This is a genomic window from Agrobacterium tumefaciens (genome assembly GCF_017726655.1).
Lineage (GTDB): Bacteria > Pseudomonadota > Alphaproteobacteria > Rhizobiales > Rhizobiaceae > Agrobacterium > Agrobacterium tumefaciens_B.
In genome coordinates this window covers 1-24,119 of sequence record NZ_CP072308.1, presented here as the reverse complement: position 1 = coordinate 24,119, position 24,119 = coordinate 1, and the positions used below count along the sequence as shown (strand labels likewise).

Below are 24,119 nucleotides of genomic sequence, written 5' to 3'. Positions count from 1 at the left end.
GCTAACAATCAATAAGACACGAGCAAGGCCGAGCCATCCTTGCCGAACTTCGGCTTCACGCCCAGCACCGCCGCCGTGCGGCTGATGATATCGTGCACCATGGGCGCTGCGGACGTGCCGGCAAGTGCCGCGCCATTGCCCTTGTCCGTCTTCGGCTCATCGATGAAGGACAGCACCACATATTGCGGGTCATCCATCGGGAAAGCCGACAGGAAGGCGTTGAAGTTCTTGTCGTGAACATAGCGACCGTTCACGACCTTGTCGGCCGTGCCGGTCTTGCCGCCGACGTTGAAGCCATCGACGCGCGCATTTCGGCCGGAACCGTTGACGCCGTTCCACTCGAAGAGGAAGCGCATATCCTTGCTGGCGCCGGGCTTCAGGACCTGCTTTGCCACCTGATCCGCCTGTTCGCGGGTGCGCGGCAGGAAGGTCGGTTCGATGAGTTTGCCGCCATTGACGAGGGCCGCACCGGCAACCGCCGTCTGCAGCGGCGTGGTGGAAACGCCGTGACCGAAGGAAATGGTGATGGAGTTGATCTTCTTCCACTCGCGCGGCTGCGAGGGCAGCGCCACTTCAGGCAGTTCGGTCTGCATGCGCGTGAGAAGACCAAGCCTTGTGAGGAATTCCTTGTGGCCTTCGGTGCCAACGGTGTCAGCAATCTTCGCCGTACCGATGTTTGACGAATACTGGAAGATTTCCGGCACCGAGAGCATGCGGCCCTTGCCGTGGAAGTCCTTGATGGTGAAGCCGCCGATGCGGATCGGGTAACGCGCGTCGAACATATCGCCGAGACGGACGCGGCCCGAATCAAGACCCATGGCAATGGTGAAGGATTTGAAGGTGGAGCCCATTTCGAACGTGCCGTTCGACATGCGGTTGAGCCAGCCTTCCTTCGCGCCTTCGGCCGGGTTGTTCGGATCGTAATCCGGCACCGAGGCCATAGCGAGAACTTCGCCGGTATGCACATCCAGAACCACGGCACCGGCGCCGATCGCCTGGAACTTGGTGATGGCCGAAGTCACGACTTCACGCACAATGGACTGCACGCGCAGGTCGATGGAGAGCTTTACAGGTTCCAGCGGCTGATCGCTCGTCATGCCGAGCGCCGTCAGATCGGCAAGGCCCTGGCTGTCGACGTAACGCTCCATGCCGGCAACGCCGCGGTTGTCGATATTGACGTGACCGACAACATGCGCCGCGGTCGGCCCGCCGGGATAAAAGCGGCGCTTTTCCGGGCGGAACCCGATGCCGGGAATACCAAGCGCGAGAATCTGGCTCTGCTGCTTCGGCGTCAACTGGCGGCGCAGCCACTGGAACCGCGAATTGGAGGAGAGCTTCTGGTAGGTCGTGCGCTGGTCGAGGTCCGGCAAGACCGTGCGCAGCTTTTCGATGGCCTCGTCAATATCAACGATACGATGCGGCTCGGCAAACAGCGAGACGGTGCGGATATCGGTGGCCAGCACCTCGCCGTTACGGTCGAGAAGATCAGGGCGCGACGCCATCAAGCGGTCGGCAGGCGCAATGCTCGACACCGTCTCCTGCTCGGCCATGCCATATTGCACCAGACGTCCTCCGACGACGGCGTAAAAGGCGACGAAACCAAAAATGAGAAGGCCCACGCGGCTTTTCGCCTGCGCCGCGCGCTTCTTGCGCGCGCCTTCAAATGCCGCATGATCGGCGTGGATGCCGGTCGTGCTGGCGGAAAAGTGAGCCTTGCTCTTCAAAACCATGGCGCGGGAGAGAAAAGACATCAGCGGTTCACCGATCCTGTTATCGTGTCGTCCATGTCGTCGGTTTCATCACCCACGGTGGCGGAAGCAACGGGCACGGGTGCGGGTGCCGGGCGAGAAACACGGGCACGCGGGGTCGGCACCGGAACGCCGTTCACGGCAATCTGGCCCGCCGGCGGGGATTTTGGTTTGGAAGCGCCGCCCAGCGTCGCGCCGGGCTTGGAGCCATTGACGGCAGCGGCGATGACGTCTTCAACGCTCATGCCTTCCGGCTCGGGCGGCTGCGGCAACTGCGAGCGCAGCATGGGCAACTCGCGCGGCTGCGCCAGTTGCGTCGGCAGCGTCGGCGAAAGACCGAGTTCCGTCTGATAGGCATTGACCAGACGGTGCAGGCGGTTCGGCTGCGTCAGCAATGCCCAGTCTGCCCGCAGGAGATCGATCGTATCCTTTTCAAGCTTTATCTCGGCTTCAAGCTTGCGGACCTCTTCAAGCTTCAGATCGGCCTTGTGCTTGATCGAGTAGGTCACGACCGCCGCAGCGACCATGACCCCCATCAAGATGACATCGAAAGTGCGCAGCATATCAGCCTCCCATCTTTTCAAGGCTGGCGAGATCGGGAAGCTCGAATATCGAGAAATCCGCAGCGCGCGCCGGTGCCGTGGTGCGCAGGCCCGCGCGAAGCTTGGCCGAGCGGGCCCGAGGATTGAGCTCCGCCTCCTCGTCGCTGGCGGCGATCATCGGCTTGCCGATAGTCTCGAAAATGGCGGGCTTGTCCTCCACCATCGGCAGATGCCGGGAACCCGCGGCCTTGCCCGAACGGTCGGAGAAGAATTTCTTGACGATACGGTCTTCCAGCGAATGGAAGGTGACGACGACCAGCCGCCCTCCTGGCTTCAAGGACCGCTCTGCAGCGAAGAGCGCTTGCGCCAGTTCGCCCAGCTCGTCATTGACGAAAACGCGCAGCGCCTGGAACACCCGCGTTGCCGGGTGTATCTTGTCTTTGGCTTTACGCGGCGTGACGATCTCGATCAGGCCCGCCAGATCGCGGGTGGTACGGAAAGGCTCTTCCGCCCGCTTTTTCTCGATGGCGCGGGCAATGCGACCCGGCTGCTTTTCTTCGCCGAGAAAACCGAAGATGCGGATAAGATCCCCAACCTTGGCGCGGTTGACGACATCCGCCGCCGAAACGCCGGAAGCGGACATGCGCATGTCGAGCGGGCCATTTTTCTGGAAGGAAAAACCGCGCTCGGCCTCGTCGATCTGCATGGAGGACACACCGATATCGAGAACCACCCCATCGAGGCCACCCTCCGGCGCATGCTTTGCGAGATCGGAAAATTGCGATTGGATGAGCGAAAGGCGGCCGCCATTGGCCGCGACCATGGCCTGACCGCCGGCGATAGCCGTTGGATCGCGGTCGAGCGCGATGACATTTGCGCCCTGATCGAGAATGGCCTGGGTATAGCCGCCGGCACCGAAAGTGCCATCCAGAATGACCTTGCCGGGGGCGGGTTCAAGTGCGGTGATGACTTCGCGAAGCAGCACAGGAATATGGCGCTGAGGTCCGCCATCGGCATCAGAAGATCGTCCGCCAGAATTCGCCGCCATTGACTGTCCCCGTCCTAGGCGGGGCGAGCAGCCGAAAAACCGCGCCCCGCTCTTGCTTCCGCCTGCGCCGCCAAAAACGCATCCGGTTGCCAAAGCTGAAAATGATCCGCCCGTCCGACGAAGGTGACCTCGGTAGAGATGCCGGTGAATTCCCGCACAAAATCCGTCACCATCAATCGACCTTCCTGGTCGAGCTTCATGAAAACACCGCCGCCGTGAACCAGCAGCGACATTGCGTTCGCTTCCGGCGAGAAGGCATCCATGGACGCGATCTGCCGCTCGTAGCGCTCCAGCAGATCCGGACCGCCGACACTGATTGCCGGAAAGGCGAAATCCTGGAGACAATACAGCTCCTGAATGCCGCGCTTGGCCAGCACCGAACGAAACGGAGACGGAACCGAAACGCGCCCCTTGGCGTCGATCCTGTTCGTCACGTTCGATAAAAAGCGGTCCATTACTCAACTCGCCAAAACCGCATGCCGCAAAGCGATCCATCCGCCCCGCAGCCGACACCGGTACGCACGACACATCGCCAAGCGCCAGGACAACATGCCCTGCAGCAGCCCCTCGCAGGCTCCTCACTTGTTTCAGCGATTGCGGGTCAAAAACACGACCCAATGTGGTGTGCATTTGGGATATCATGGGACACTATGGGCGTCAATGGGATGAAGCCGGCACGATACCGCCTTCGCATCGGAAATTCATAAGCCGTTAAGTTTAACGAATGGTTTACTTTGCAAACTGATACGGCATCAAAACGATGAAAGCCTGGGCAAATTTGTCCATTTTTTCGATTGAGAAACAAATGCTTGCCAGTTCACGTGGAACACGCGTCAATTAAATCTCCAAGGGCGCGGACGCCGCCCGAGGAAACCGCAGGCCGGCGGTCACCGGCCATCTATAGCATTTTGCGACAGACCAATTGCTTGCGGCCCGATTTATGCCGAAGCGACACACGTTGTGCGCCTCAGCCAGAACAGTCATTCTTCCTCAACAACAACACGACGACGGCTTGACTTTTTAAACTTTCAATTGATTTTGATTTTTGAAGTTGTGTTTTCATTGTGAGATAATGATGCTGAATTACGTGGCAGGCTTGCCTGCCTTCATAAGTTATTTTCTAACCAGCCTGCTCTGCCTCGCGGCTTTTTGCGCCGTTTACACCCGCCTAACTCCCCATCGTGAAGGAGAGTTGATCAAGGCCGGCAACATTGCCGCCGTCGTCGCCTTTCTGGGGGCGTTGATCGGCTTCAGCCTGCCGCTGGCCTCGGCGGCGGCCAACTCCGTCAGCCTTCCCGACTATGTGATCTGGGCAGTGATCGGGTTGCTGGTTCAGGTTCTTGCATTCTACATCGCCAAGCTCAGCATGACCGACCTGCACCTCAAGATAACCGAGAACAATGTGGCGGCCGGGCTCTGGAGTGGCGGCATCGCCGTCGTCATCGGCATTCTGAACGCTGCCTGCATGGCCTATTGAGGAACAGACATGTATTTGGACGTGACAGAACATCCGCGTCTTGCGCTCGGTACGATTGCCGCAATAGGCCTCTTTATGGCTTTTTCACCGGACGAAGAGGTACTTTATACCTCAGTGGAAAAATGCGTCGCCTCAGGTGTTTATCCCAAGGCTTGCCAGGCGGCATCCGAAGACGCCAGCCAACATCATCTCGCGACCGCACCGAGATTTCGCAATATGGTCGCTTGCGAGATGGAATACGGTGCGGGAAACTGCTCTGAGCTAAAGCAAAACCTCAATTCCACCAACCCGACCGGCACGGGCGTTTTCACGCCTTCACCAGCCGGGTTCGCCATGCCTCGCTCTATCGAGAACTTTGCTGACTATAGTGATTATCGTCGCCGACAGAAAAATGGCACATCGGGTTCCTCGGGCGCGATGTCGGCCTACCGAAAACGCAACGGCGATCTCGTCACGCCGGATGTGAGAGCGGGCGAACAGAACGGCGGCTCGTCCGGCGGCGGTCCAAGCAGCTGGCTGGCAAATGATGTGAAGACGCTAAACGCCAAAACGAACGTCAAGGGCCGCGGCGGATTTGGCGGCCACTCCTTTTCCGGAAGCTGACATGCGGCGCATCACAGTTCCGCCGCGTCCGGATTGGCGCGAGAAAGCCAATGCCGTTGGCTTCTCCTTTCATGAAATGCACGGCGAGCCTTATTGGGTGGATGATGCTGCCTATTGCTTCGGGCTCGAGGAAATCGAGCGCGAGATCGAAGAGCCGAGCCAGGCTCTGCACGATATGTGCATGGATCTCGTCGCCGACATCGTAAACAGCGAGGAGGCGCTAACCCGTCTTGCCATCCCAAGGGATTATCACGACATGATCCGGAGTTCCTGGCGGCGGGGCGACCAGCATTTATATGGTCGCTTCGATCTTGCCTATGACGGACGCGGCCCGGCAAAACTGCTCGAGTACAACGCCGACACGCCCACATCCGTCTTCGAAACGGGATATTTTCAATATAATTGGCTGACGGATCAGGTTGCCCTTGGAACGCTGCCGACGCAAACAGACCAATTCAATTCGCTTCAGGAAGCCCTGATCGAGGCCTTTGGGCAATTCTCGAAAGACCGGATTTTCCATTTCGCGGCGTTGAGCGACGATCAAGAAGATTGCGGCACGACGATTTATCTCATGGACTGCGCAATTCAGGCTGGCCACCGCGCCCAGTTTCTCGACATCAGGGACATCGGCATCGACGGCAGCGGACGTTATGCTGACCTCCAGAGTCGTGTCATAGAGCGCTGCTTCAAGCTTTACCCGTGGGAATACATGTTACGGGAATCCTTTGCCGCCCAATTGCCCGCACAAAGTGGCGTTTTCGTCGAACCGGCATGGAAAGCCGTGTTGTCGAACAAGGGCCTGCTGCCAATGCTTTGGCGGCGCCACCCCAATCACCCCAACCTACTGCCGAGTTTTTTCGCCGACGATCCTGAAATATATGAATTACGGGATTATGTGGTGAAACCGCTTCTGTCGCGCGAAGGCGAAAATGTCAGCCTCTACCGAAACCGGCGAGAAATCTTGTCGGCTCCAGGTAGCTATGGCGAAGAGGGGTATATTTTTCAGGCCTACGCACCCCTCTTCAAGAGCGAGTTCGGATACGCCGTGCTCGGAAGCTGGATCGTCGGTGATCGGTCCTGCGGGCTCGGCATTCGTGAAGACGCCTCGCCCATCACGGCAAATCTCTCCCGTTATGTTCCCCATATCATCGAGGGATGACCCTCGCCGAAATTCGGAGGAAAATTCGCCAGTTGGCCTGTAAGCCGGGTTCTGTATGGCCCCGGTTTGACCCGGAACGTGGCAGCCATTCATCTGGGACGGCATTTGCATGCCGCCTCGCGCAACCCACCCGGATGACGGGCCCGGAAACCGGCTGTGAACGGGCTTTCGCCCGCCCCGTGTCATCCCTATTCGGTCTTGCTCCCGGTGGGGTTTACCTTGCCGCCGCTGTTACCAGAAGCGCGGTGGGCTCTTACCCCACCCTTTCACCCTTACCATGCGAAGCATGGCGGTTTGCTCTCTGTGGCACTTTCCCTGGGGTCGCCCCCGCCGGACGTTATCCGGCACCGTATTTCCGTGGAGCCCGGACTTTCCTCACCTTACCGTCTTTCGACATTGGTAAAGCGCGGCTGCCCGGCCAACTGGCTTGGGCTGCATAACCATGTTCCGCAGCGAAAGCCACCGAAAAGCGACGGGAAAGCTCAAAGAAATGCCGGTTTGAAATCTGTCGAGAAGGCACCATCGGCGATTTGTCCGTCCCGCAGCAACAGGGCACCGAGCCGCCCAATCTCATCCGAGCTCTTGGCCGCCGTCCCATTGCCGCCAGTCAGAACGGCAATGCGCGGCGAAGACGTGAAGCCAATGGCCGGATAGCCACTTTGCGTTTTGGATACAACGCAGGCCGCCATAGAAACGCGCGAGAGATCAACGGAAGGCGCCAGCGTTCCGACGATGCCAGCGAGATGATCCCGCACGCTTTCCCGGCCACCGGAGCGGAACCATCCCCGAATCTCAGGATCGCTTGTAAGCCGCTTGTCGTCGGGATCGCCGCCGATCTTCAGATAGAATTTGCCATCGGGATAGCGGACCGGCGGCAGCAGGTAGATGTGTTTCGTCGTGTCGCGCGGCTCGTAGATCAGCGACGGCATGCCCGCATATTGCGCAAGGTCACCCTCATCTATCTCAAAGAAAGCGACAGTGCGCGCGTAAACATCCAGCGCCACAGGCTGGGGCAACAGATCTTGCATGATCGAGAAGCCGCCAGCCGCCACCAGCACGCGGTCTGCGGTATAAACCACGCCTGAAGCGGTATGCACCGATGCCCTGCCACCGTTTTCACGGGTTGAGACGACGATGTCGTCGATCAGTATAGCGCCCGCCTTCTCCGCGAGGATCGCCTGCGCTTTCACCAGCGCGCGCGGGTTGACGTAGCCGGCATTGTTCCTCTCAAACACGCCTTCGCAGCCCTGTTCAAAAGAGAAATAGGGAAAGCGGCTTTTCAGGCTCTGGTCCTCAAGCAATTCCGTGGAAACGCCAAGCCGGGCGGCTGCGGACAGAACATTCTCGACGAAGGGGTTCTTTCCGCCCCGTTCGGGCCCCACCATCAGGCAACCCACCGGCGCGTAAAACTCCACACCACTTCTCGTCGCAATATCGCCATAGCGCGCGATGGAGCGGTTGGCGAGCAACGCCCAGTCGGCATCGCCATCGATAGTGCGAGTAATCCGCGCCTCATCATAATGGCTGGCGAAGACACCCTGATGCGATTTGATGTCGGCAGGTTCAACGGGACCGATCAGCGCGACGCCATCGACTGTTTCGGCCAGATGGCGGGCGGCCGCAGCACCCATCATGCCACGCCCCACAACGATATATTTAAAATGTCCCGACATGCCGCCCTCTTTATGCGCTCACTTCCATTGCAACCTTTTAGCGGTCTGGCACAAAAATTTCAGACGAAAACCGGCGCCATTTCGGCAGCGAATTCATCTTCCGTCAGCTGACCGTTCAGAAGCAACTGCGCGCCAAGCCGCCCGATCTCGTCGGAGGATTTGGCCGCAACGAAATTACCGCCGGTCAAAACCGCGATGTTGGAGGATTGGGTATAGCCGATATAGGGATAACCGCTGCGGGTGATCGAGGCGACACAGGAACCTGATGTTACCGGGCAACCGTCAAGTTCGGGCATCAATGACAGGGCTCTTTTCGTCAGGGACTCCACCTCGGCAGGCGTTCCGTCAGAATGGAACCAGCCAACGGCTTGAGCCAGGGTTTCGAGCCTGCCCTTTTCGCTTTCACCGCCGATCTTCAAATAGACTTTTCCATCGGGATACCGCACCGGCGGAAGGATATAGACGATGTCGTCCTCCGTTTCGGCAAGCACAATCGTCGATGGCATCGTGCCGAATATCGACTGCCTTGCCTCATCCAGCTCGAAAAACACGATGGTGCGGCCAGTCGCCGTCATATCGACCTGCGACGGCAGAAGTTCCGCCATATTGGTGAAGCCGCCGGCCGCAACAATGACCTTATCGGCGGTGTAAGTCGCGCCTTCCCGCGTGATGACATTGACGCCGCGCGCCGTATCGCGGATCTGCGCTGCCGTTTCCCGCACCAGCCGCGTACCCTGCGCTTCTGCAATTGCGCATTGCGCCTTTACCAGAGCGCGCGGGTTGACGTGGCCGGCATGGCGCGGCTCGAAGTAACCGCTGTGGTCGGCAGGCAGGGAAAACATCGGAAACCGGTCGGAGACCACATCATGGCCCAGCGTCTCTACGCCAAGGCCAAGACGGTCGGCCGAGGACAGCGCGCGTGACACATAGTCGCCGGCAAGCCCCTTGCCGTTGCCGGTGAACAGGCAGCCTGCCTCCGTGAAAAAGCGGATGCCGCCTTTTGCCTCGATATCGGCATAACGGCGGATGGAACGTTGTGCCAGTTCCGCCCAGACGGGATCGCCGTCAAACCCGCGCGTGATTCGCGCCTCGTCGTAGTGGCTTGAAAAGACGCCCTTATGCGCCTTTCGATCCGCCGGCTCCGCCGGACCGATCAACGCCACGCCATCCGTTTGCACCGAGAGATGCCGCGCCGCGGCCGCTCCCATCATCCCGGCCCCGACGACGATGTATTTGAAATCCGGCATGTCACGCTCCGTATCAGCTTTGCCTCTGACTACAGCATGCCGGGCCGAACCGGAATCGCTTTTCGCAATTTTGCAATTTCGCAGACGATGAAATCCTCAGCCGGCCAGCAACGCCTGCACCTTACCGCAATAACGCTGGGAAACCGGGTTCATGCGGGTGGCGCCATGGCCGGCATTGTACCGCAGGATCGTGCTGCAAACCTGACCGCCACCCAGCTGATGCGCCGTGGCCAGATATTGCATGCCCCAGCGGATATTGGTCTCGGGATCGTAGAGCGCCTTGGTCGTGCCGCGATAGCCCATCATCCGCGCCGTCGCCGGCTTGATCTGCATGAGCCCGACCTCGCCGGCGCTGCCGCGCGCCTTGGGATTGAACTTGCTCTCCACGGACACGATCGCATGCGCAAGATTCGTGGGGACGCCATAACGCTTGGCATATTTGACGATCAGATCGGAATAGTCGTTCTTGAGCGAGGCCGGCAGGCTCTTTTCGGGAATGGGGTAACCGGGCTTGCGGAAAAAAGTCTCCAACGTCACGGTCTTGGTCTTCACATCCTCATCTTTGGCAAAAGCAATCCCCACCTGCGAAGCCAGCATAACAACGCCCGCGACGACAGCAACAACAACCCTGTTCATATGTAGAAAAAGTCTCCAGATCGGACGACCGGACCAATGAAGCGGCACAAATAATCAACGCCCGGAAAGTCGATCACGACTCTCCGCTGTCCAGTCTCCTTGATTGATATTGACGGCAGGTTCCCCTTAAGAACGTCACCGCATACAGTGACCTTCTTAAACTTCCTCAATGCGGATTAACTGTGGCATGTCAAAAAAAGCGACTTGGCTAGAGGCACATGCCGGGATTCATTTTCCAAAACCCGCGTTCAGGCGACCGAAAATTTCGGTAGACTGGCAATCAGCCGGTGCAGGGTGTCGATGGTCGAAAAATCCGCGATGCCGTCCACCAGCGCGGGCCGGAAGTGCCTCTGGAACGCCGCTACGGCGCCCTCGGTCTTTTCACAATAATTGCCCGATATTTCAACGCCGTAACCATAGATGGACAGCATCGACTGCAACGCTTCGACCGGCTGGCCGTGATCCCCGCGTTGGAAAAAACGGCCGCCGCGGATCGGCGCGGGTTCAACCCAGTGGCCGACACCCTGCCGCGACAGGATGTCCCATGGGAAATTCTCGCCTGGATCGACCTTGCGGATGGGCGCCACGTCCGAATGCGCAAGCACCCTTTCAGGCGCTATATTCCAGCGTTGGCCGCAATCGCGACATAATTCGATGACCGCGTCGATCTGCTCTTTCGGAAACGCCGGCAGCCCGCCGGGATGACCTTTATTGGCGATTTCGATGCCGATGGAACGGGAGTTGATATCCTCGTGCCCCGCCCAGAAGCTTTTGCCCGCATGCCAGGCGCGGCGCGTTTCCGGCACGAGCTGCATGATGCGCCCGTCTTCAAAAACGAAATAGTGGCTGGACACCTGGCTTTCGGGATTACAGAGCCACGAAAGCGCGCCGTCAGCCGTCGTCATGCCGGTATAGTGGAGAAGAATGATATCGGGGCCAGCAACGCCGATCCTCTCGCCATGATTGGGCGAGGGCGCAACGGCAGCGCGCCCGAAATCCGGGACAAAATCCGGCAGAGTGTCATTCATGCGACGCGGCGTTCTTTCTCAATGGCCGCATAAGCGGCGTTGAGAGCCGCCATACGCTCATTCGCGGCAGCATGCAATTCCATGGGAACGCCACGGGCGATGAGCTTGTCCGGGTGATGCTCGGCAACCAACGAACGGTAACGCTTGCGGATATCCAGGAAGTCGTCGGAAGGCGATACACCAAGCACGCGGTAGGGGTCGCGCCCGTCCATATGCACATGCCGCGCCATGATGGTTTCGAAATGATCTTCGGTGATATGGAAAATTTCCGCGATGCGACCGAGGAAAGCGAGTTCCCGCTCGTGGATCAGCCCATCGGCCTTGGCAATATGAAAAAGGCCGTCGATGACGCTTTCCAGCATCTCGCAATTGTCGTGACCGGAACCACAAAGACCAGCCAGCCGCTCGGCATAGGCCTCGTAACCGGCAACGTCCTGACGCGCGAGGTTATAGAGACGGGCAACGTTCTTTGCTTCTTCTTCCGGGAAATCGAAAATCTGCCGGAACGCGCGAACTTCGGCGTCGTTCACCACACCATCCGCCTTCGCCATCTTGGCGGAGAGGGCGATGATGGCGACGGAAAAGGATACCTTGCGGCGGGTTTCCGGGTCGCCCTCGAACAGGGTTCGGATAGCTTCGACAACGCGCCCGAGCGCATTGCCTGCCGCGTCGCCGATTGCGCCGAGCAGTCGCTCCCACAGGGATGAAATTTGCAGACAGGCGAAATCGAACATCATGCCCGCAAGCATGACGGCATATCGCCGCGAATGCAATATCTCCGGCTGCACTGCGGCATTAACTTTTATTCATCTTTGCGACAGTTTTGCTTGAGGGACAAGATGCGCCGTCCGGCGCATGCCGGGGTTTTCCACAGCACGCCATGGCGGCCCCATCCTTGCCGCGATTGAAACGATTATATTCGCCTGATTTCGTCAAGCCGCTGAAAAACCGCAAGAAATCGGCATTTTTCTTCATAAATTCACTTTACACCTACACGCGGCTGTCGCATCCATTTGCCAGACAAGATTTTGGGAAAATGTGAAAAGGAGAGCCGTGATGGCTAAACAGAAAGTCGCAATGCTGACCGCGGGTGGCCTTGCGCCCTGTCTCTCTTCGGCGGTCGGCGGCCTGATCGAGCGCTACAGCGACATCGCACCCGAAATCGATATCATCGCTTACCGCTCCGGTTATCAGGGCGTGCTCTTGGGTGACCGCATCGAAATCAACAGGGACATGCGCGAGAAAGCGCATCTACTGCACCGTTACGGCGGCTCGCCGATCGGCAACAGCCGCGTCAAGCTCACCAATGCCGCCGATTGCGCCAAACGTGGCCTGGTCAAGGAAGGCGACAATCCGCTGCGCGTCGCGGCTGACCGGCTGGCGGCTGACGGCGTCACCATTCTCCACACGATTGGCGGCGACGACACAAACACGACGGCCGCGGACCTTGCCGCCTATCTCGGTGCGAACGGTTATGACCTCACCGTTGTCGGCCTGCCGAAGACGGTGGATAACGACGTGGTCCCGATCAAGCAGTCGCTTGGCGCCTGGACAGCCGCCGAAGTCGGGGCATCCTTCTTCGACAATGTCAGCAACGAGCAGAGCGCAGCACCCAAAACTTTCGTCATCCATGAAGTCATGGGCCGCCACTGCGGCTGGCTGACGGCGGCCACCGCCCGCGCCTATATCCAGAAGACCCGCGGCAACGCGTATGTCGAAGGACTGATGATGAACTCGCAGATGAAGAACATCGACGGCATCTACCTGCCGGAAATGACCTTCGACATTGAAGCCGAAGCAGAGCGGCTCAAGGAAATCATGGACCGACACGGCTACGTCACGCTGTTCGTCTCTGAAGGAGCCGGCCTCGATTCCATCGTCGCGGAGCGCGAAGCTTCCGGCGAGGCGGTCAAGCGCGACGCATTCGGCCACGTGAAGATCGATACCATCAATGTCGGCGGCTGGTTCCAGAAACAGTTTGCCAGCCTGATCGGCGCGGAACGCTCGATGGTGCAGAAATCGGGCTATTTCGCCCGTTCAGCACCAGCCAATGGCGACGATTTGCGTCTCATCCAGGGCATGGTCGATCTCGCGGTGGAAAGCGCCCTCAATAAGGTCTCCGGCGTCACCGGTCACGACGAAGATCAAAAAGGCAAATTGCGGACCATCGAGTTTCCGCGTATCAAGGGCGGAAAGCATTTCGACCTCTCTGCAAAATGGTTCACCGAAGTGATGGAACACGTCGGTCAGCCGTTCACAGCGGCCTGATTTTACGATAGTCTAAAATAGACGGCGACAGGGAGGGCAAGGAGGAAGAGAATGTCTGGACAGGCCTGGCTGATTTTTTGCGCAGCATGTGCCGTTGTGTTCGCACTTCCCTCCCCCCTTGTATTTTCTGTCGCCTCCTATGCCGCGATTCGTGGCAGGAAGACGATCTTTGCCTCGGTCACCGGAGGCGCTCTCGGCATCGTCACCGCGATGACGATCTCGGCCATTCCGGTCGCCGGTCTCACCTATCTCCCTCAATCCTTTGTAGAAATCGTGCAATGGGCTGGCATTGGCTGGCTGATGCTGTTTCTGCTATGGACTTTTGCCACGCCGGCAGCCCAGGCGGCAAATGCCGACAATGACAATCTGCCGGGCAAATCCTGGAGCGGCATCTTCCGCGATTGTTATGGGATTTCGGCACTTCGCCCGCGCTATTTCGCGTTTTTTCTGGCGCTGCTGCCGCAGTTCGTCTCGGCCTCCGGCAACACGATCGAAACCCTGGCGATGGCGCAGGCGGCCATCCTGCTTATGACGCTTGTCATTCTCACGGTACAGGCCCTGCTTGCCGGACCGACGCTTGCGCTGGTGCGCCGCATGTCAGGTGACAAAAAGATAAGGGCGAAATACCGCACACACTTCATTTCCGGCCGCGCCGTCAGCGCGGGCTACCGGCGAATCGCGGCCTGAAACGTCCTCTGTGACGTCCCGGCTTGCCGCTATCCTTACAATAGGTTAATGAAAGCGCGACGGGTCACTGCCTGCTTCGCTTGACGCGGGGGTATCAAGAGACGGGCTAACGAAGGCGGCAACATGCGAAATTCGGGAAAATTCCGCGGAAGAAGTGCACTTCTTCTGTCTTCCACCGTGGGTCTGGCACTGGCATTGAGCGCATGCACCAGCGTCGAATATGCCGCCAAGGAAGGTCCCAATGGCCCGAAAATCACAACGGTGACTCCCACAAATACAGCCGAAGCATCAGCGCAGCCAGCAACCGTTGAAACCGCTGCAGGCGGTACACCTGCCACACAGACAGTTCAGACTGCCGAAGCCGGAGCAGCTTCTTCAGCAACAGCACTTCCCACTGCCGTCGCCGTCAAGGGCGGACGCGTGGCCCTGCCGCCAGCCTCTGAGATTGCAGCCGCTGCAGCCATCTCGGCACAGATGCAGCCGCAGCAGACCGAGATGGCACAGACCGCCGAAGCGTCCGCTGCGCCGACCACGGCTGCGGCGCTTGCTCCGGCAACCATGACGCACGCGTCAGCAGCCATCGAAACGGCCGCCAAGCCAATTGCCCACAACTCTGCCGCCGATTTGCCGCAGGTGGTTGCCGTCAAGGGCAGCTTCCCGCCCGCTCCGCCGCCGCCCGGCTCGCCCTCGATCGGCACCGAACTGACAGCGGAACGCAAGGTCATCCCGATGCCGAAACCGGGCAGCACGGTTCTGGCCTATGCCGCCGGGCCCACAAACGCTGCTCTTGCTGCCATCAGGCAGAACGAATCAATGACCGCGCCGCTGAACGCCGCGCCGGCGGGACGCGAAAAGCTGAGCGGGCTGATTACCAAATACGCCACCATGTATGATGTGCCGGAAGATCTGGTTCATCGCGTCGTGCAGCGTGAAAGCAAATATAATCCCGGCGCCTACAGCAGCGGCAATTTCGGCCTGATGCAGATCAGGCACGCGACGGCTCGCTCCATGGGCTTTGATGGCCCGGCCTCCGGCCTGTTCGACGCCGAAACCAATCTCAAATACGCCGTCAAATATCTGCGTGGCGCATGGGTCGTTGCAGGCAACGACCGCGACAACGCCGTGCGGCTTTATGCGCGCGGTTATTATTACGATGCCAAGCGCAAGGGTATGCTGCACGTTCTGCGCAAGTAATCGCATCGGCTCGGTTGGAGACGCCGCCTGAATTCGTCCGGCTTCTCGACACCGGTGACAAAAGCGCCTGAAATTTTCTCTTCGTCTTCCTCGGGCTTGACCCGAGTATCCACGATTGCAGTCCGTTATGGATCCTCGGGTCGAGCCCGAGGAAGACGTCGTGTGGAACGGGGTCCCGCCCGCTGCGTCGACGCCGATGGACCACATCGTCTTTTCGATGCCGTGATTTCACCCACAGCCCTTGTCATCAAATTGTAGCGTCACGGCTGTAGACGCCTCTCAATGACTGAGAGGTGATTAGATGACGAGTGCGGCACCCAAGACCGGCTTCAGCAAGAATACCAAACTGAAGTCTGCATTGCTCCAGCACAAGGCACTCTCCAAAAGCGGCCTGTCGGAGCGTTTTTTCGGCGTCCTCTTTTCCGGCCTCGTCTATCCGCAGATTTGGGAAGACCCTGAGATCGATATGGAGGCGATGCAGCTTGGCGACGGCCACCGCATCGTCACCATCGGCTCCGGCGGCTGTAACATGCTCGCCTATCTGTCGCGCAACCCCGCCAGCATCGATGTGGTAGACCTCAATCCGCACCATATCGCGCTGAACAAGCTGAAGCTTGCCGCCTTCCGCCATCTGCCGGCGCACCAGGACGTCGTGCGCCACTTCGGCCGCGCCAATCACCGCAGCAACAGCGTCGGTTATGACCGTTTCATAGCCGAGCATCTCGATGCCACAACCAGGGCCTACTGGTCGAAGCGCACCCTATCCGGCCGCCGGCGCATTTCGGTGTTCGACCGGAACATCTATCGCACCGGCCTGCTGGGCCGCTTCATTGGCGCGGGCCACCTCATGGCCCGGCTGCATGGCGTGAAGCTTACAGAAATGGCCAAGACCCGCACGCTCGATGAACAGCGCCAGTTTTTTGACAGCAAGGTCGCGCCGCTGTTTGACAAGCCGGTGGTGCGCTGGCTGACGAAGCGCAAAAGCTCGCTTTTCGGCCTCGGCATTCCGCCGCGCCAATATGACGAGCTGGCCAGCCTTTCCAGCGACGGTACCGTTGCGTCCGTCCTCAAGGAGCGTCTGGCAAAGCTTGCCTGCAACTTCCCGCTCAGCGACAATTATTTCGCCTGGCAGGCCTTCGCGCGCCGTTATCCCGAGCCGCATGAGGGCGCCCTGCCCGCCTATCTCAAACCGGAATATTACGAGACGATCCGTAACAACACCGTCCGCGTCACCGTCCATCACGCAACCTATACCGAGCTTCTCTCACGCAAGCCCGCAAACGCCGTCGACCGCTACATCCTGCTCGACGCACAGGACTGGATGACGGACGTGCAACTCAACGAGTTGTGGTCACAGATCAGCCGCACCGCCGCACCAGGCGCGCGTGTCATCTTCCGTACGGCGGCCGAAACGAGTGTCATCGAAGGCCGGCTTTCGCCTGACATTCGCGACCAGTGGGCCTATCTCGAGGAGCGCTCGAACGAGCTCAATGCCATGGACCGCTCGGCCATTTATGGCGGCTTCCATATTTACCAGAGGGCTTTGGCATGAAGACCATTGGCGAGAATGTGAGCCTTGCAGACAGCGCCCATGCGAGCCTCATGGACCGCATGTATCGCCACCAGCGGCACATCTACGATATCACCCGCAAATATTACCTTCTCGGCCGTGACCGGACCATATCCTGCCTCGATGTACCGAAGGGCGGCACGCTGCTGGAAATCGGCTGCGGCACCGGTCGAAACCTCCTGCTGGCGGGCCGCCGATTTCCCGACGCCAAGCTCTTCGGCCTCGATATATCCGCAGAAATGCTGCTGACCGCGTCCGAGAATTTTGCCGGCAAGGCAGAACGCCCCATTCTGCGTGTCGCCGATGCCACCGCCTTTCGCGCGTCGGAATTCGGCCAGGCCGACGGTTTCGACCGGGTCATGATACCCTATGCGCTGTCTATGATACCAGACTGGGAAAAAGCGATCGAACAGGCGCTCAAGGCTCTGAAGCCCGGTGGTTCGCTGCATATCGTCGATTTCGGCCAGCAGGAGCAGTTGCCGACGTGGTTCCGCAGCCTCCTGCAAGCGTGGCTCACGCGTTTTCACGTTACGCCCCGCGCCAATCTTCGTTATGTTCTGGCCAATATGGCTGGCCGTTTCGATGGCGATCTCGAATTTGAAGAAATCGCCAGGGGTTATGCCTGGCGGGCCGTCATCACGCTTCCGGTCGCCGATGTCGAGCATCCGAAAATCCAGCGCCTGTTGGCGGATGCCTGATTAACGAGCGCCGAATAGACGCTCCCTCGTCCGAGACATCAGCGTTTTCGGGCCGTGTCCGCACCCAATCACGCGACGATGGAGCAAATCGCTACGAATTCAGCGACTTGCGCAGGGCAAAAAGCACGTCAGCCCTTGCCATATCACTTTGTTTACCATGTTATGGGTAAATCGGGAGATACGGCGCGTCGTTTCGCAGCCGGGTGGGCAACATATTCCTCAGGGTTCCAATGCGGCTGCGTTTATCAGCGTTACTCACTGCTTTGCTGCTGATCGGCGGCTGCACCTCCACCAGCTATGACCTGCTGGAAACCGCATCCGTTTCCAAGCCGAAGTTCTCCGATACCGATCCGCAGGATTTCGGTGTCAACAATCCGCACCGGCATGAGGTCCACGGCATCGACGTCTCCAAGTGGAATGGCGATGTCGACTGGCAAACCGTTCGCAAATCAGGCGTTTCCTTCGTCTTCATCAAGGCGACCGAAGGATCGGATCGCATCGATCCGAAATTCGGCGACCATTGGCGCAGTGCGGCAGCCGCCAATATCCTGCACGCGCCATACCATTTCTATTATTTCTGCTCGACCGCTGACGCTCAGGCCGACTGGTTCATCAGAAACGTGCCGAAGGACGCGGTTACATTGCCGCCGGTTCTGGATGTGGAATGGAACCCCTCCTCGCCCACCTGCAAGACGCGCCCTGCCCCCGGCATCGTCCGCGCCGAGATGAAGCGCTTCCTCGACCGCATCGAGGCGCATTACGGCAAACGCCCGATCATCTATACCTCTGTTGATTTCCACCGCGACAATCTCGTCGGCCAGTTCAATGACTACCATTTTTGGGTGCGTTCCGTCGCAGCCCATCCGGCCAAGATTTACGAAGACCGCAAATGGGCTTTCTGGCAATACACCGCCACCGGCGTCGTGCCCGGGGTGAACGGTCCCACCGACATCAACGTCTTTGCCGGAAGCGAGAAAAACTGGCGGAAATGGATCGCTTCGGCCAAATAGAACGGCCAAGAAGCAACACTTTCTAAAATTCGGCGTTGTTCAACCACGTCAGATCGCCCGATCCGTTTTTTTGTCGCAAACATATGGGTAAAGCGGGCTAACAACCTATCGAGGAAATTCCCATGCCCACGTTCCGGTCGCGCAGCATCATTTTTGCCGCCGCTCTGTCTCTTTTGTCTTCCAGTGCAGCCCTCGCCACGCCACCGGTTGCCTCGCCTGACGATCCCAAGCAGGTCGCCTGTGGTGGTGATCTCGGCACGTTCCTTGAAGGCGTCAAGGCCGACGCGCTGGCCAAGGGCATTCCGGCAGACGCCATCCAGAAGGCGTTGGCTGGCGCGCAGATCGACCAGAAGGTGCTCTCGCGTGACCGCGCACAGGGTGTTTTCCGCCAGACCTTCCTCGAATTCTCACAGCGCACCGTCAGTCAGGCGCGCCTTGATATTGGCCGCAAGAAACTGCAGGAGCTCTCCTCCACCTTCGCCCGCGCCGAAAATGAGTTTGGCGTGCCCGCTGGCGTCATTGCCGCCTTCTGGGCCATGGAGACCGACTTTGGCGCCGTTCAGGGCGATTTCAACACCCGCAACGCGCTGGTAACCCTGTCGCATGATTGCCGCCGCCCGGAGCTCTTCCGTCCGCAACTGCTGGCGCTGATCGAAATGGTTCAGCATGGTGATCTAGATCCCGCCACCAATACGGGCGCATGGGCCGGTGAAATCGGCCAGGTCCAGATGCTGCCAAAGGACATCATCGCTTTCGGTGTCGATGGTGATGGCGACGGTCATATCAACGTCAAGAGCAGTGCGCCCGACGCCATCCTGACCGCAGCGAAATTCATCCAGCATCTCGGTTTCAAGAAGGGCGAACCCTGGATTCAGGAAGTTTCCCTGCCGGAAAACCTGCCCTGGGAAAAATCCGGCCTCGGCGGCCCGCTGACCGCTGGCGAATGGTTTGCGCTAGGTGTCACCCCACGCGATGGCAACAAGACCTTCGCAACCCTCCCCGCCGCCCTCATCATGCCGCAGGGCCGCAAGGGACCGACCTTCCTGACCTATCCGAACTTCAACATCTATCTGGAATGGAACCAGTCGTTCATCTACACGACCTCGGCCGCCTATTTCGCCACCCGCCTGATGGGCGGCCCGGTCTATGACAAGGGCAACCCCGATCCCGGCTTCGATGACGCCACCATGAAGCAGCTTCAGACCAAGCTCGAAGCCCGTGGCCACAATGTCGGCAAGGTGGATGGCATTCTCGGTTCCGGCACCCGCGTCGCGATCCAGAAGGAGCAGCAGCGCCTGGGCATGCCGGCGGACGGCTGGCCAACGGCAGCGCTTCTGCAGGCGCTTTAACAAGTATTAATGGCGCCCTCCGGCCTTTAATCTGTCGGCCGGAATCAAGGCGGAAATCGCTAATCTCGACTGGATGACTGGGGATAACACCCCGGTCATTTACTTTTTTTAAACCTCTGAAGCACTGCGTGATTGATTAATAATCGTTTATTTTCAATAAATTACCGAAAACGCTTTTTCACGGCGTGGCAAACCGTGCTGCAGCGCATCACAGAAAGCGCTTTTCAACCGCCACAAAACGGTCATATTATCGAACCTGTCAACAAGAGGAGGCACCCATGGGACTTACAAAATCTCTCAATGCCTTGGCAGTCGGTTTGGCGTTTTTGTTCGTGGCGATGATGCTTTTCATCTGACGAAACGTGAAGACCAAACGCAGTAAAGAACCGTAGATGACACGAATTTAAAAAGCGCAGATCCCTTGGGACCTGCGCTTTTTTGTATTCGGCTACCGTCGGGCGTCACATCAGGCCGCGCTACGGCGCAGACGCTCCAGCCCCAGATTTTCCAGCACAGCGTTGACCAGTGGCGCGCGGTTCATGGTGTAGAGGTGAAACTCGCTGACGCCGCGCCGCTGAAGGTCGGCGATCTGCTCGGCGGCAACCTCTGCCGCGACACGGGCACGGCCGTCGATATCCTCGTCGTAACCTTCGAAACGCTCATCCAGAAAGGCGGGGATGCTGGTACCGCAGCGACCTGCGAAACGCTTGAGCTGCGTCAGATTCTGGATCGGCATGATGCCGGGCACAACAGGAATGGTGATGCCTGCCGCCGTCACGCGCTCCAGATAACGCTCGAAGACGTCATTATCGAAGAAGAACTGCGTCAGCGCCCGTGTCGCACCGTTATCAGCCTTCCGCTTCAGCATATCGATATCGACGGCGTCACTTTCGCTTTCCGGGTGCTTTTCCGGATAGGCGGAGACGGAAATTTCGAAGTCGCCGAGGTCCTTGAGGCCCCTGACCAGCGCGGCAGCGTTCTCGTAGCCTTGCGGATGCGGCTGATAGGCCGTGCCGATGCCGGTCGAGGGATCACCACGCAGCGCCACGAAATGACGCACGCCGGCGTTGCGAAACTCCTCGACGACCTGATGCACTTCGTCGCGGCTGGCATCGACGCAGGTCAGATGCGCGGCCGTCGGCAGATGGCTGTCGCCGATCATGCGGCGCACTGCGTCCAGCGTCGGCGCCTTGGTGGAACCGCCAGCCCCGTAGGTGACGGAGACGAAATCCGGGTTCCACTTCTTCAGCTCGTCGACCGTCTCCCAAAGCTGGGTTTCCATCTCGGCGTTCTTCGGCGGGAAAAACTCGAAAGACAGTCGGATATTGCCATTGTGGCGCGTGTTTTCCGATCTCAACATGTCATGCCCTCCCGGAGCGAAGTAAAACCGCCTCTTGCGCCACATCGTCTGCCATCAGCAGCCGCTGGTCGCGGGCAACCCAGATCGTAACGTCCAGAGCTTCGTCCGACGCCTTTTCAGAATGAAGATCGACGGCGCGCTCCAGAGACAGCCCGGCCTTCTTCATCCACTCTTCCATCAGCGGGTGTGAGAAACCGAGCCGCACATGCGCGTGCTCATCACGCAGATATTCGAAGGAATGCGGCGCAAGATCGATGACGATCAGTCGCCCGCCGGGGCGCAGCATGCGCGCGGCCTCAGACAGAGCGATTTCCGGCTGGTCGAGGAAATGCAGTACCTGATGGATGACGATCAAATCGAAATCCTGTCCTTCCAGCGGCAGGTTCAGAATATCACCGTGGCGCACGGAAGCGTTGACGACGCCCGCCTTGTCAAGATTGGCGCGCGCCACCGACAGCATGTCGCGGCTGGCATCCACACCGATCGCGCGGCGATAGATGCCGCTCAGCAGCTGCAGGATACGGCCCGTGCCGGTACCCAGATCAAGGAGGGAATCAACCGGTGTCGTTCCCACCAGCTTCAGAAGCGCGCCTTCCACGGCCTCGTCGCTGACATGCAGGCGACGCAACTCGTCCCAGGCCGACGCGTTGCGGCTGAAATAGTCCTGCGCCCGCTCCGCCCGCACCCGTTTGACGGCGGCAAGCCGCTCGCTGTCACGCTGCAGAACCGCATCTGAAGGGGACGCCGCCGCAAGCAGCTGGCGGACGACACTTGCAGGCTCGCCATCCTGCCGCAAGCGGAAATACGCCCAGGCACCTTCCTGATACCGCTCGATCAGTCCCTCTTCCGTGAGAAGCTTCAAGTGACGGGAAATGCGCGGCTGCGACTGGCCGAGAATCTCGGTCAGGTCCGTGACGGTCAAGTCGCCAGCCGCCAGAAGCGCCAGCAGGCGGAAGCGCGTCGTTTCACCCGCCGCCTTCAACAGATCCACCAATTTGTCCAGACCGAACGCCACTCTGCGATGCCTCACACTCTAATCAAGATATAAAGATATCTTTATGTCGATGTTGCGTTTGATGCAAGCACTAAGTGCGGTCTTCGTCACCAAGTCTGTTCATGAAAAGAAAAAGGCCCGCTTTGCGGCGGGCCTTCCTGGATCTCTTGGTAAAGGATCAGCGCGTCAGACGCTTGTAGCTGACCCGGCCCGGCTTGATGCTCTCCGGGCCGAGGCGGCGGACCTTGTCCTTTTCGTAGTCTTCGAAGTTGCCCTCGAACCATTCCACATGGCTGTCACCCTCGAAGGCGAGGATGTGCGTCGCCAGACGGTCGAGGAACATGCGGTCGTGGCTGATGATCACGGCGCAACCGGCGAAGGCTTCCAGCGCTTCTTCAAGCGCTGCCAGCGTTTCCGTATCGAGGTCGTTGGTCGGTTCGTCGAGCAGGAGCACGTTGCCGCCGGCCTTCAGCATCTTGGCGAGGTGAACGCGGTTGCGCTGACCACCCGAGAGGTTGCCGACCTTCTGCTGCTGATCGCCGCCCTTGAAGTTGAAGGCGCCGCAATAGGCGCGCGAGTTCACTTCGAACTTGCCGAGCTTGATGATGTCGTTGCCGCCGGAGATTTCTTCCCAAACGGTCTTGTCACCCGCCAGCGCATCGCGGCTCTGGTCGACGTAACCGAGCTGAACCGTGTCACCGACAGTCACGGAACCGCTATCGGGCTTTTCCTGGCCGGTGATCATTTTGAACAGCGTCGTCTTACCGGCACCGTTCGGGCCGATGACGCCGACAATACCGCCGGGCGGCAGCTTGAAGGACAGGTTCTCGATCAGCACGCGGTCGCCATAGGATTTGGTGAGGTTCTCGGCCTCGATGACCACACGCCCGAGACGCTCAGCAACCGGGATAACGATCTGCGCATCGCCGGGACGACGGTTTTCCGCGGCTTCCACCAGCTCGTCATAGGCCTTGATACGGGCCTTGGATTTCGTCTGGCGGGCCTTGGGACTGGAGGCGATCCATTCCTGTTCACGGCTGATGGCCTTCTGACGCGAGGCATCTTCACGGGCTTCCTGCTGCATGCGCTTGGCTTTCGCCTGCAGGTAAGCGGAGTAATTGCCCTCGTAAGGAATGCCGCGGCCGCGGTCGAGTTCGAGAATCCAGCCCGTAACGTTGTCGAGGAAGTAGCGGTCGTGGGTGATCATCATCACGGCGCCGGGATAGTCGCGCAGGTGCTTTTCCAGCCAGGCGATGGTTTCAGCATCCAGATGGTTGGTCGGTTCGTCGAGCAGCAGCAGGTCCGGCTGCGACAGCAGCAGGCGGCACAGGGCCACGCGGCGGCGCTCACCACCGGAAAGGCCGGTCACGGGCGAATCGCCGGGCGGGCAACGCAGGGCGTCCATGGCCATTTCGACCTGATTTTCGAGGTCCCAGAGGTTCTGGCTGTCGATGATGTCCTGAAGCTTTGCGCCCTCTTCCGCCGTTTCGTCGGAATAGTTCATCATCAATTCATTATAGCGGTCGACGATCGCCGTCTTGCTCGCCACGCCTTCCATGACGTTCTGCATGACGGTCTTGTTTTCGTCGAGCTTCGGCTCCTGCTCGAGATAGCCGAGCGTCGCACCTTCGGCGAGCCAGGCTTCACCGGTATATTCCTTGTCGAGGCCGGCCATGATCTTGAGAACGGTCGACTTACCGGCGCCGTTCGGGCCGAGGATACCGATCTTGGCATCAGGGTAGAAGGAGAGATGAACGTTCTCCAGAACCTTCTTCGCGCCATAGGACTTGTTCAGCCCAGCCATGTGATAGATGAATTGACGTGCCAT

At 59.3% G+C, this 24,119-nt stretch carries 22 protein-coding genes and 1 other RNA gene; 10 read left to right on the top strand and 13 right to left on the bottom strand.

Annotated elements, in window-relative coordinates; genetic code table 11:
* Positions 1 to 8: 8 nt before the first annotated feature.
* From AT6N2_RS00115 to mraZ, 4 genes are read right to left on the bottom strand one after another with little or no spacing between them, the layout of a single operon-like run.
* Positions 9 to 1,751, bottom strand: coding sequence for a peptidoglycan D,D-transpeptidase FtsI family protein (locus AT6N2_RS00115; protein ID WP_063950581.1), 1,743 nt, complete (start codon positions 1,749 to 1,751; stop codon positions 9 to 11).
* Positions 1,751 to 2,311, bottom strand: a complete 561-nt coding sequence (gene ftsL, locus AT6N2_RS00110; protein WP_063950582.1) for a cell division protein FtsL — start codon at positions 2,309 to 2,311, stop codon at positions 1,751 to 1,753. Before ftsL ends, AT6N2_RS00115 begins: the two co-directional genes overlap by 1 nt.
* Before the next feature lies 1 nt (position 2,312).
* On the bottom strand, positions 2,313 to 3,338 hold the full coding sequence (gene rsmH / locus AT6N2_RS00105; protein ID WP_209087564.1) for a 16S rRNA (cytosine(1402)-N(4))-methyltransferase RsmH: 1,026 nt from the start codon (positions 3,336 to 3,338) through the stop codon (positions 2,313 to 2,315).
* Positions 3,339 to 3,352: 14 nt separating this feature from the next.
* Positions 3,353 to 3,793: a division/cell wall cluster transcriptional repressor MraZ gene (mraZ, locus tag AT6N2_RS00100; RefSeq protein WP_004430734.1), complete on the bottom strand. Its 441-nt coding sequence runs from the start codon at positions 3,791 to 3,793 to the stop codon at positions 3,353 to 3,355.
* Between the two features lie 620 nt (positions 3,794 to 4,413).
* Here mraZ and AT6N2_RS00095 point away from each other — a divergent pair.
* Genes AT6N2_RS00095 through AT6N2_RS00085 form a run of 3 tightly spaced genes read left to right on the top strand, consistent with a single transcriptional unit; the run spans position 4,414 to position 6,577 of the window.
* Positions 4,414 to 4,815, top strand: coding sequence for a DUF350 domain-containing protein (locus tag AT6N2_RS00095; RefSeq protein ID WP_209089561.1), 402 nt, complete (start codon positions 4,414 to 4,416; stop codon positions 4,813 to 4,815).
* Between the two features lie 9 nt (positions 4,816 to 4,824).
* Positions 4,825 to 5,418, top strand: a complete 594-nt coding sequence (locus AT6N2_RS00090; RefSeq protein WP_209087562.1) for a DUF1190 domain-containing protein — start codon at positions 4,825 to 4,827, stop codon at positions 5,416 to 5,418.
* A gap of 1 nt (position 5,419) precedes the next feature.
* A complete protein-coding gene (locus AT6N2_RS00085; RefSeq protein WP_209087560.1) occupies positions 5,420 to 6,577 on the top strand; it encodes a glutathionylspermidine synthase family protein in 1,158 nt (385 codons plus the stop codon).
* A gap of 24 nt (positions 6,578 to 6,601) precedes the next feature.
* On the opposite strand, the gene rnpB is transcribed toward AT6N2_RS00085, so the two are convergent.
* From rnpB to AT6N2_RS00055, 6 genes are all read right to left on the bottom strand, one after another.
* An RNA gene (gene rnpB / locus AT6N2_RS00080) (RNase P RNA component class A) lies at positions 6,602 to 7,003 on the bottom strand.
* A 56-nt stretch (positions 7,004 to 7,059) separates the two neighbouring features.
* Entirely contained in the window at positions 7,060 to 8,250 is a 1,191-nt protein-coding gene (locus AT6N2_RS00075; protein ID WP_209087558.1) for an FAD-dependent oxidoreductase, read from the bottom strand.
* Between the two features lie 59 nt (positions 8,251 to 8,309).
* Positions 8,310 to 9,497, bottom strand: coding sequence for an NAD(P)/FAD-dependent oxidoreductase (locus AT6N2_RS00070; protein WP_209087556.1), 1,188 nt, complete (start codon positions 9,495 to 9,497; stop codon positions 8,310 to 8,312).
* A gap of 96 nt (positions 9,498 to 9,593) precedes the next feature.
* On the bottom strand, positions 9,594 to 10,133 hold the full coding sequence (locus AT6N2_RS00065) for a lytic transglycosylase domain-containing protein (protein WP_063950589.1): 540 nt from the start codon (positions 10,131 to 10,133) through the stop codon (positions 9,594 to 9,596).
* 248 nt (positions 10,134 to 10,381) lie between these two features.
* Entirely contained in the window at positions 10,382 to 11,161 is a 780-nt protein-coding gene (locus tag AT6N2_RS00060) for an N-acetylmuramoyl-L-alanine amidase (RefSeq protein WP_063950590.1), read from the bottom strand.
* Positions 11,158 to 11,898 (bottom strand): J domain-containing protein, encoded by a 741-nt coding sequence (locus AT6N2_RS00055; RefSeq protein WP_063950791.1) that lies wholly within the window; start codon positions 11,896 to 11,898, stop codon positions 11,158 to 11,160. Before AT6N2_RS00055 ends, AT6N2_RS00060 begins: the two co-directional genes overlap by 4 nt.
* 319 nt (positions 11,899 to 12,217) lie before the next feature.
* Here AT6N2_RS00055 and AT6N2_RS00050 point away from each other — a divergent pair, with 319 nt between their 5' ends.
* The 7 genes from AT6N2_RS00050 to AT6N2_RS00020 all read left to right on the top strand — a co-directional run bounded on the left by AT6N2_RS00050 (position 12,218) and on the right by AT6N2_RS00020 (position 19,937).
* Positions 12,218 to 13,429, top strand: coding sequence for a pyrophosphate--fructose-6-phosphate 1-phosphotransferase (locus AT6N2_RS00050; RefSeq protein ID WP_209087554.1), 1,212 nt, complete (start codon positions 12,218 to 12,220; stop codon positions 13,427 to 13,429).
* A gap of 51 nt (positions 13,430 to 13,480) precedes the next feature.
* Positions 13,481 to 14,116 (top strand): LysE family translocator, encoded by a 636-nt coding sequence (locus tag AT6N2_RS00045; protein ID WP_063950593.1) that lies wholly within the window; start codon positions 13,481 to 13,483, stop codon positions 14,114 to 14,116.
* A gap of 123 nt (positions 14,117 to 14,239) precedes the next feature.
* Positions 14,240 to 15,310, top strand: coding sequence for a lytic transglycosylase domain-containing protein (locus AT6N2_RS00040; RefSeq protein ID WP_144577340.1), 1,071 nt, complete (start codon positions 14,240 to 14,242; stop codon positions 15,308 to 15,310).
* Positions 15,311 to 15,611: 301 nt separating this feature from the next.
* Positions 15,612 to 16,862, top strand: coding sequence for a DUF3419 family protein (locus tag AT6N2_RS00035; protein WP_209087552.1), 1,251 nt, complete (start codon positions 15,612 to 15,614; stop codon positions 16,860 to 16,862).
* Positions 16,859 to 17,578: a class I SAM-dependent methyltransferase gene (locus AT6N2_RS00030; RefSeq protein WP_209087551.1), complete on the top strand. Its 720-nt coding sequence runs from the start codon at positions 16,859 to 16,861 to the stop codon at positions 17,576 to 17,578. The genes AT6N2_RS00035 and AT6N2_RS00030 overlap by 4 nt, the downstream gene beginning before the upstream one ends.
* A 230-nt stretch (positions 17,579 to 17,808) precedes the next feature.
* Positions 17,809 to 18,588: a glycoside hydrolase family 25 protein gene (locus tag AT6N2_RS00025; RefSeq protein WP_209087549.1), complete on the top strand. Its 780-nt coding sequence runs from the start codon at positions 17,809 to 17,811 to the stop codon at positions 18,586 to 18,588.
* A 122-nt stretch (positions 18,589 to 18,710) separates the two neighbouring features.
* Positions 18,711 to 19,937, top strand: coding sequence for a lytic murein transglycosylase (locus tag AT6N2_RS00020; RefSeq protein WP_063950598.1), 1,227 nt, complete (start codon positions 18,711 to 18,713; stop codon positions 19,935 to 19,937).
* Between the two features lie 466 nt (positions 19,938 to 20,403).
* On the opposite strand, the gene metF is transcribed toward AT6N2_RS00020, so the two are convergent.
* From metF to ettA, 3 genes are all read right to left on the bottom strand, one after another.
* Positions 20,404 to 21,297, bottom strand: coding sequence for a methylenetetrahydrofolate reductase [NAD(P)H] (gene metF / locus AT6N2_RS00015; RefSeq protein WP_063950599.1), 894 nt, complete (start codon positions 21,295 to 21,297; stop codon positions 20,404 to 20,406).
* Between the two features lies 1 nt (position 21,298).
* On the bottom strand, positions 21,299 to 22,312 hold the full coding sequence (locus AT6N2_RS00010) for an ArsR/SmtB family transcription factor (protein ID WP_063950600.1): 1,014 nt from the start codon (positions 22,310 to 22,312) through the stop codon (positions 21,299 to 21,301).
* Positions 22,313 to 22,469: 157 nt separating this feature from the next.
* On the bottom strand, positions 22,470 to 24,119 hold the full coding sequence (gene ettA / locus AT6N2_RS00005; protein WP_004442830.1) for an energy-dependent translational throttle protein EttA: 1,650 nt from the start codon (positions 24,117 to 24,119) through the stop codon (positions 22,470 to 22,472).

Bases quoted from the DNA above. Each gene is read 5' to 3' on its own strand.
- AT6N2_RS00020 (WP_063950598.1), top strand. From the start codon at position 18,711: ATGCCCACGTTCCGGTCGCGCAGCATCATTTTTGCCGCCGCTCTGTCT.
- AT6N2_RS00050 (WP_209087554.1), top strand. From the start codon at position 12,218: ATGGCTAAACAGAAAGTCGCAATGCTGACCGCGGGTGGCCTTGCGCCC.
- AT6N2_RS00025 (WP_209087549.1), top strand. From the start codon at position 17,809: ATGCGGCTGCGTTTATCAGCGTTACTCACTGCTTTGCTGCTGATCGGC.
- metF (WP_063950599.1), bottom strand. From the start codon at position 21,297: ATGTTGAGATCGGAAAACACGCGCCACAATGGCAATATCCGACTGTCT.
- ftsL (WP_063950582.1), bottom strand. From the start codon at position 2,311: ATGCTGCGCACTTTCGATGTCATCTTGATGGGGGTCATGGTCGCTGCG.
- AT6N2_RS00045 (WP_063950593.1), top strand. From the start codon at position 13,481: ATGTCTGGACAGGCCTGGCTGATTTTTTGCGCAGCATGTGCCGTTGTG.
- AT6N2_RS00085 (WP_209087560.1), top strand. From the start codon at position 5,420: ATGCGGCGCATCACAGTTCCGCCGCGTCCGGATTGGCGCGAGAAAGCC.
- AT6N2_RS00070 (WP_209087556.1), bottom strand. From the start codon at position 9,497: ATGCCGGATTTCAAATACATCGTCGTCGGGGCCGGGATGATGGGAGCG.
- AT6N2_RS00060 (WP_063950590.1), bottom strand. From the start codon at position 11,161: ATGAATGACACTCTGCCGGATTTTGTCCCGGATTTCGGGCGCGCTGCC.
- AT6N2_RS00055 (WP_063950791.1), bottom strand. From the start codon at position 11,898: ATGATGTTCGATTTCGCCTGTCTGCAAATTTCATCCCTGTGGGAGCGA.
- AT6N2_RS00035 (WP_209087552.1), top strand. From the start codon at position 15,612: ATGACGAGTGCGGCACCCAAGACCGGCTTCAGCAAGAATACCAAACTG.
- rsmH (WP_209087564.1), bottom strand. From the start codon at position 3,338: ATGGCGGCGAATTCTGGCGGACGATCTTCTGATGCCGATGGCGGACCT.
- mraZ (WP_004430734.1), bottom strand. From the start codon at position 3,793: ATGGACCGCTTTTTATCGAACGTGACGAACAGGATCGACGCCAAGGGG.
- AT6N2_RS00075 (WP_209087558.1), bottom strand. From the start codon at position 8,250: ATGTCGGGACATTTTAAATATATCGTTGTGGGGCGTGGCATGATGGGT.
- AT6N2_RS00065 (WP_063950589.1), bottom strand. From the start codon at position 10,133: ATGAACAGGGTTGTTGTTGCTGTCGTCGCGGGCGTTGTTATGCTGGCT.
- AT6N2_RS00095 (WP_209089561.1), top strand. From the start codon at position 4,414: ATGCTGAATTACGTGGCAGGCTTGCCTGCCTTCATAAGTTATTTTCTA.
- AT6N2_RS00040 (WP_144577340.1), top strand. From the start codon at position 14,240: ATGCGAAATTCGGGAAAATTCCGCGGAAGAAGTGCACTTCTTCTGTCT.
- AT6N2_RS00090 (WP_209087562.1), top strand. From the start codon at position 4,825: ATGTATTTGGACGTGACAGAACATCCGCGTCTTGCGCTCGGTACGATT.
- AT6N2_RS00115 (WP_063950581.1), bottom strand. From the start codon at position 1,751: ATGTCTTTTCTCTCCCGCGCCATGGTTTTGAAGAGCAAGGCTCACTTT.
- AT6N2_RS00030 (WP_209087551.1), top strand. From the start codon at position 16,859: ATGAAGACCATTGGCGAGAATGTGAGCCTTGCAGACAGCGCCCATGCG.
- ettA (WP_004442830.1), bottom strand. From the start codon at position 24,119: ATGGCACGTCAATTCATCTATCACATGGCTGGGCTGAACAAGTCCTAT.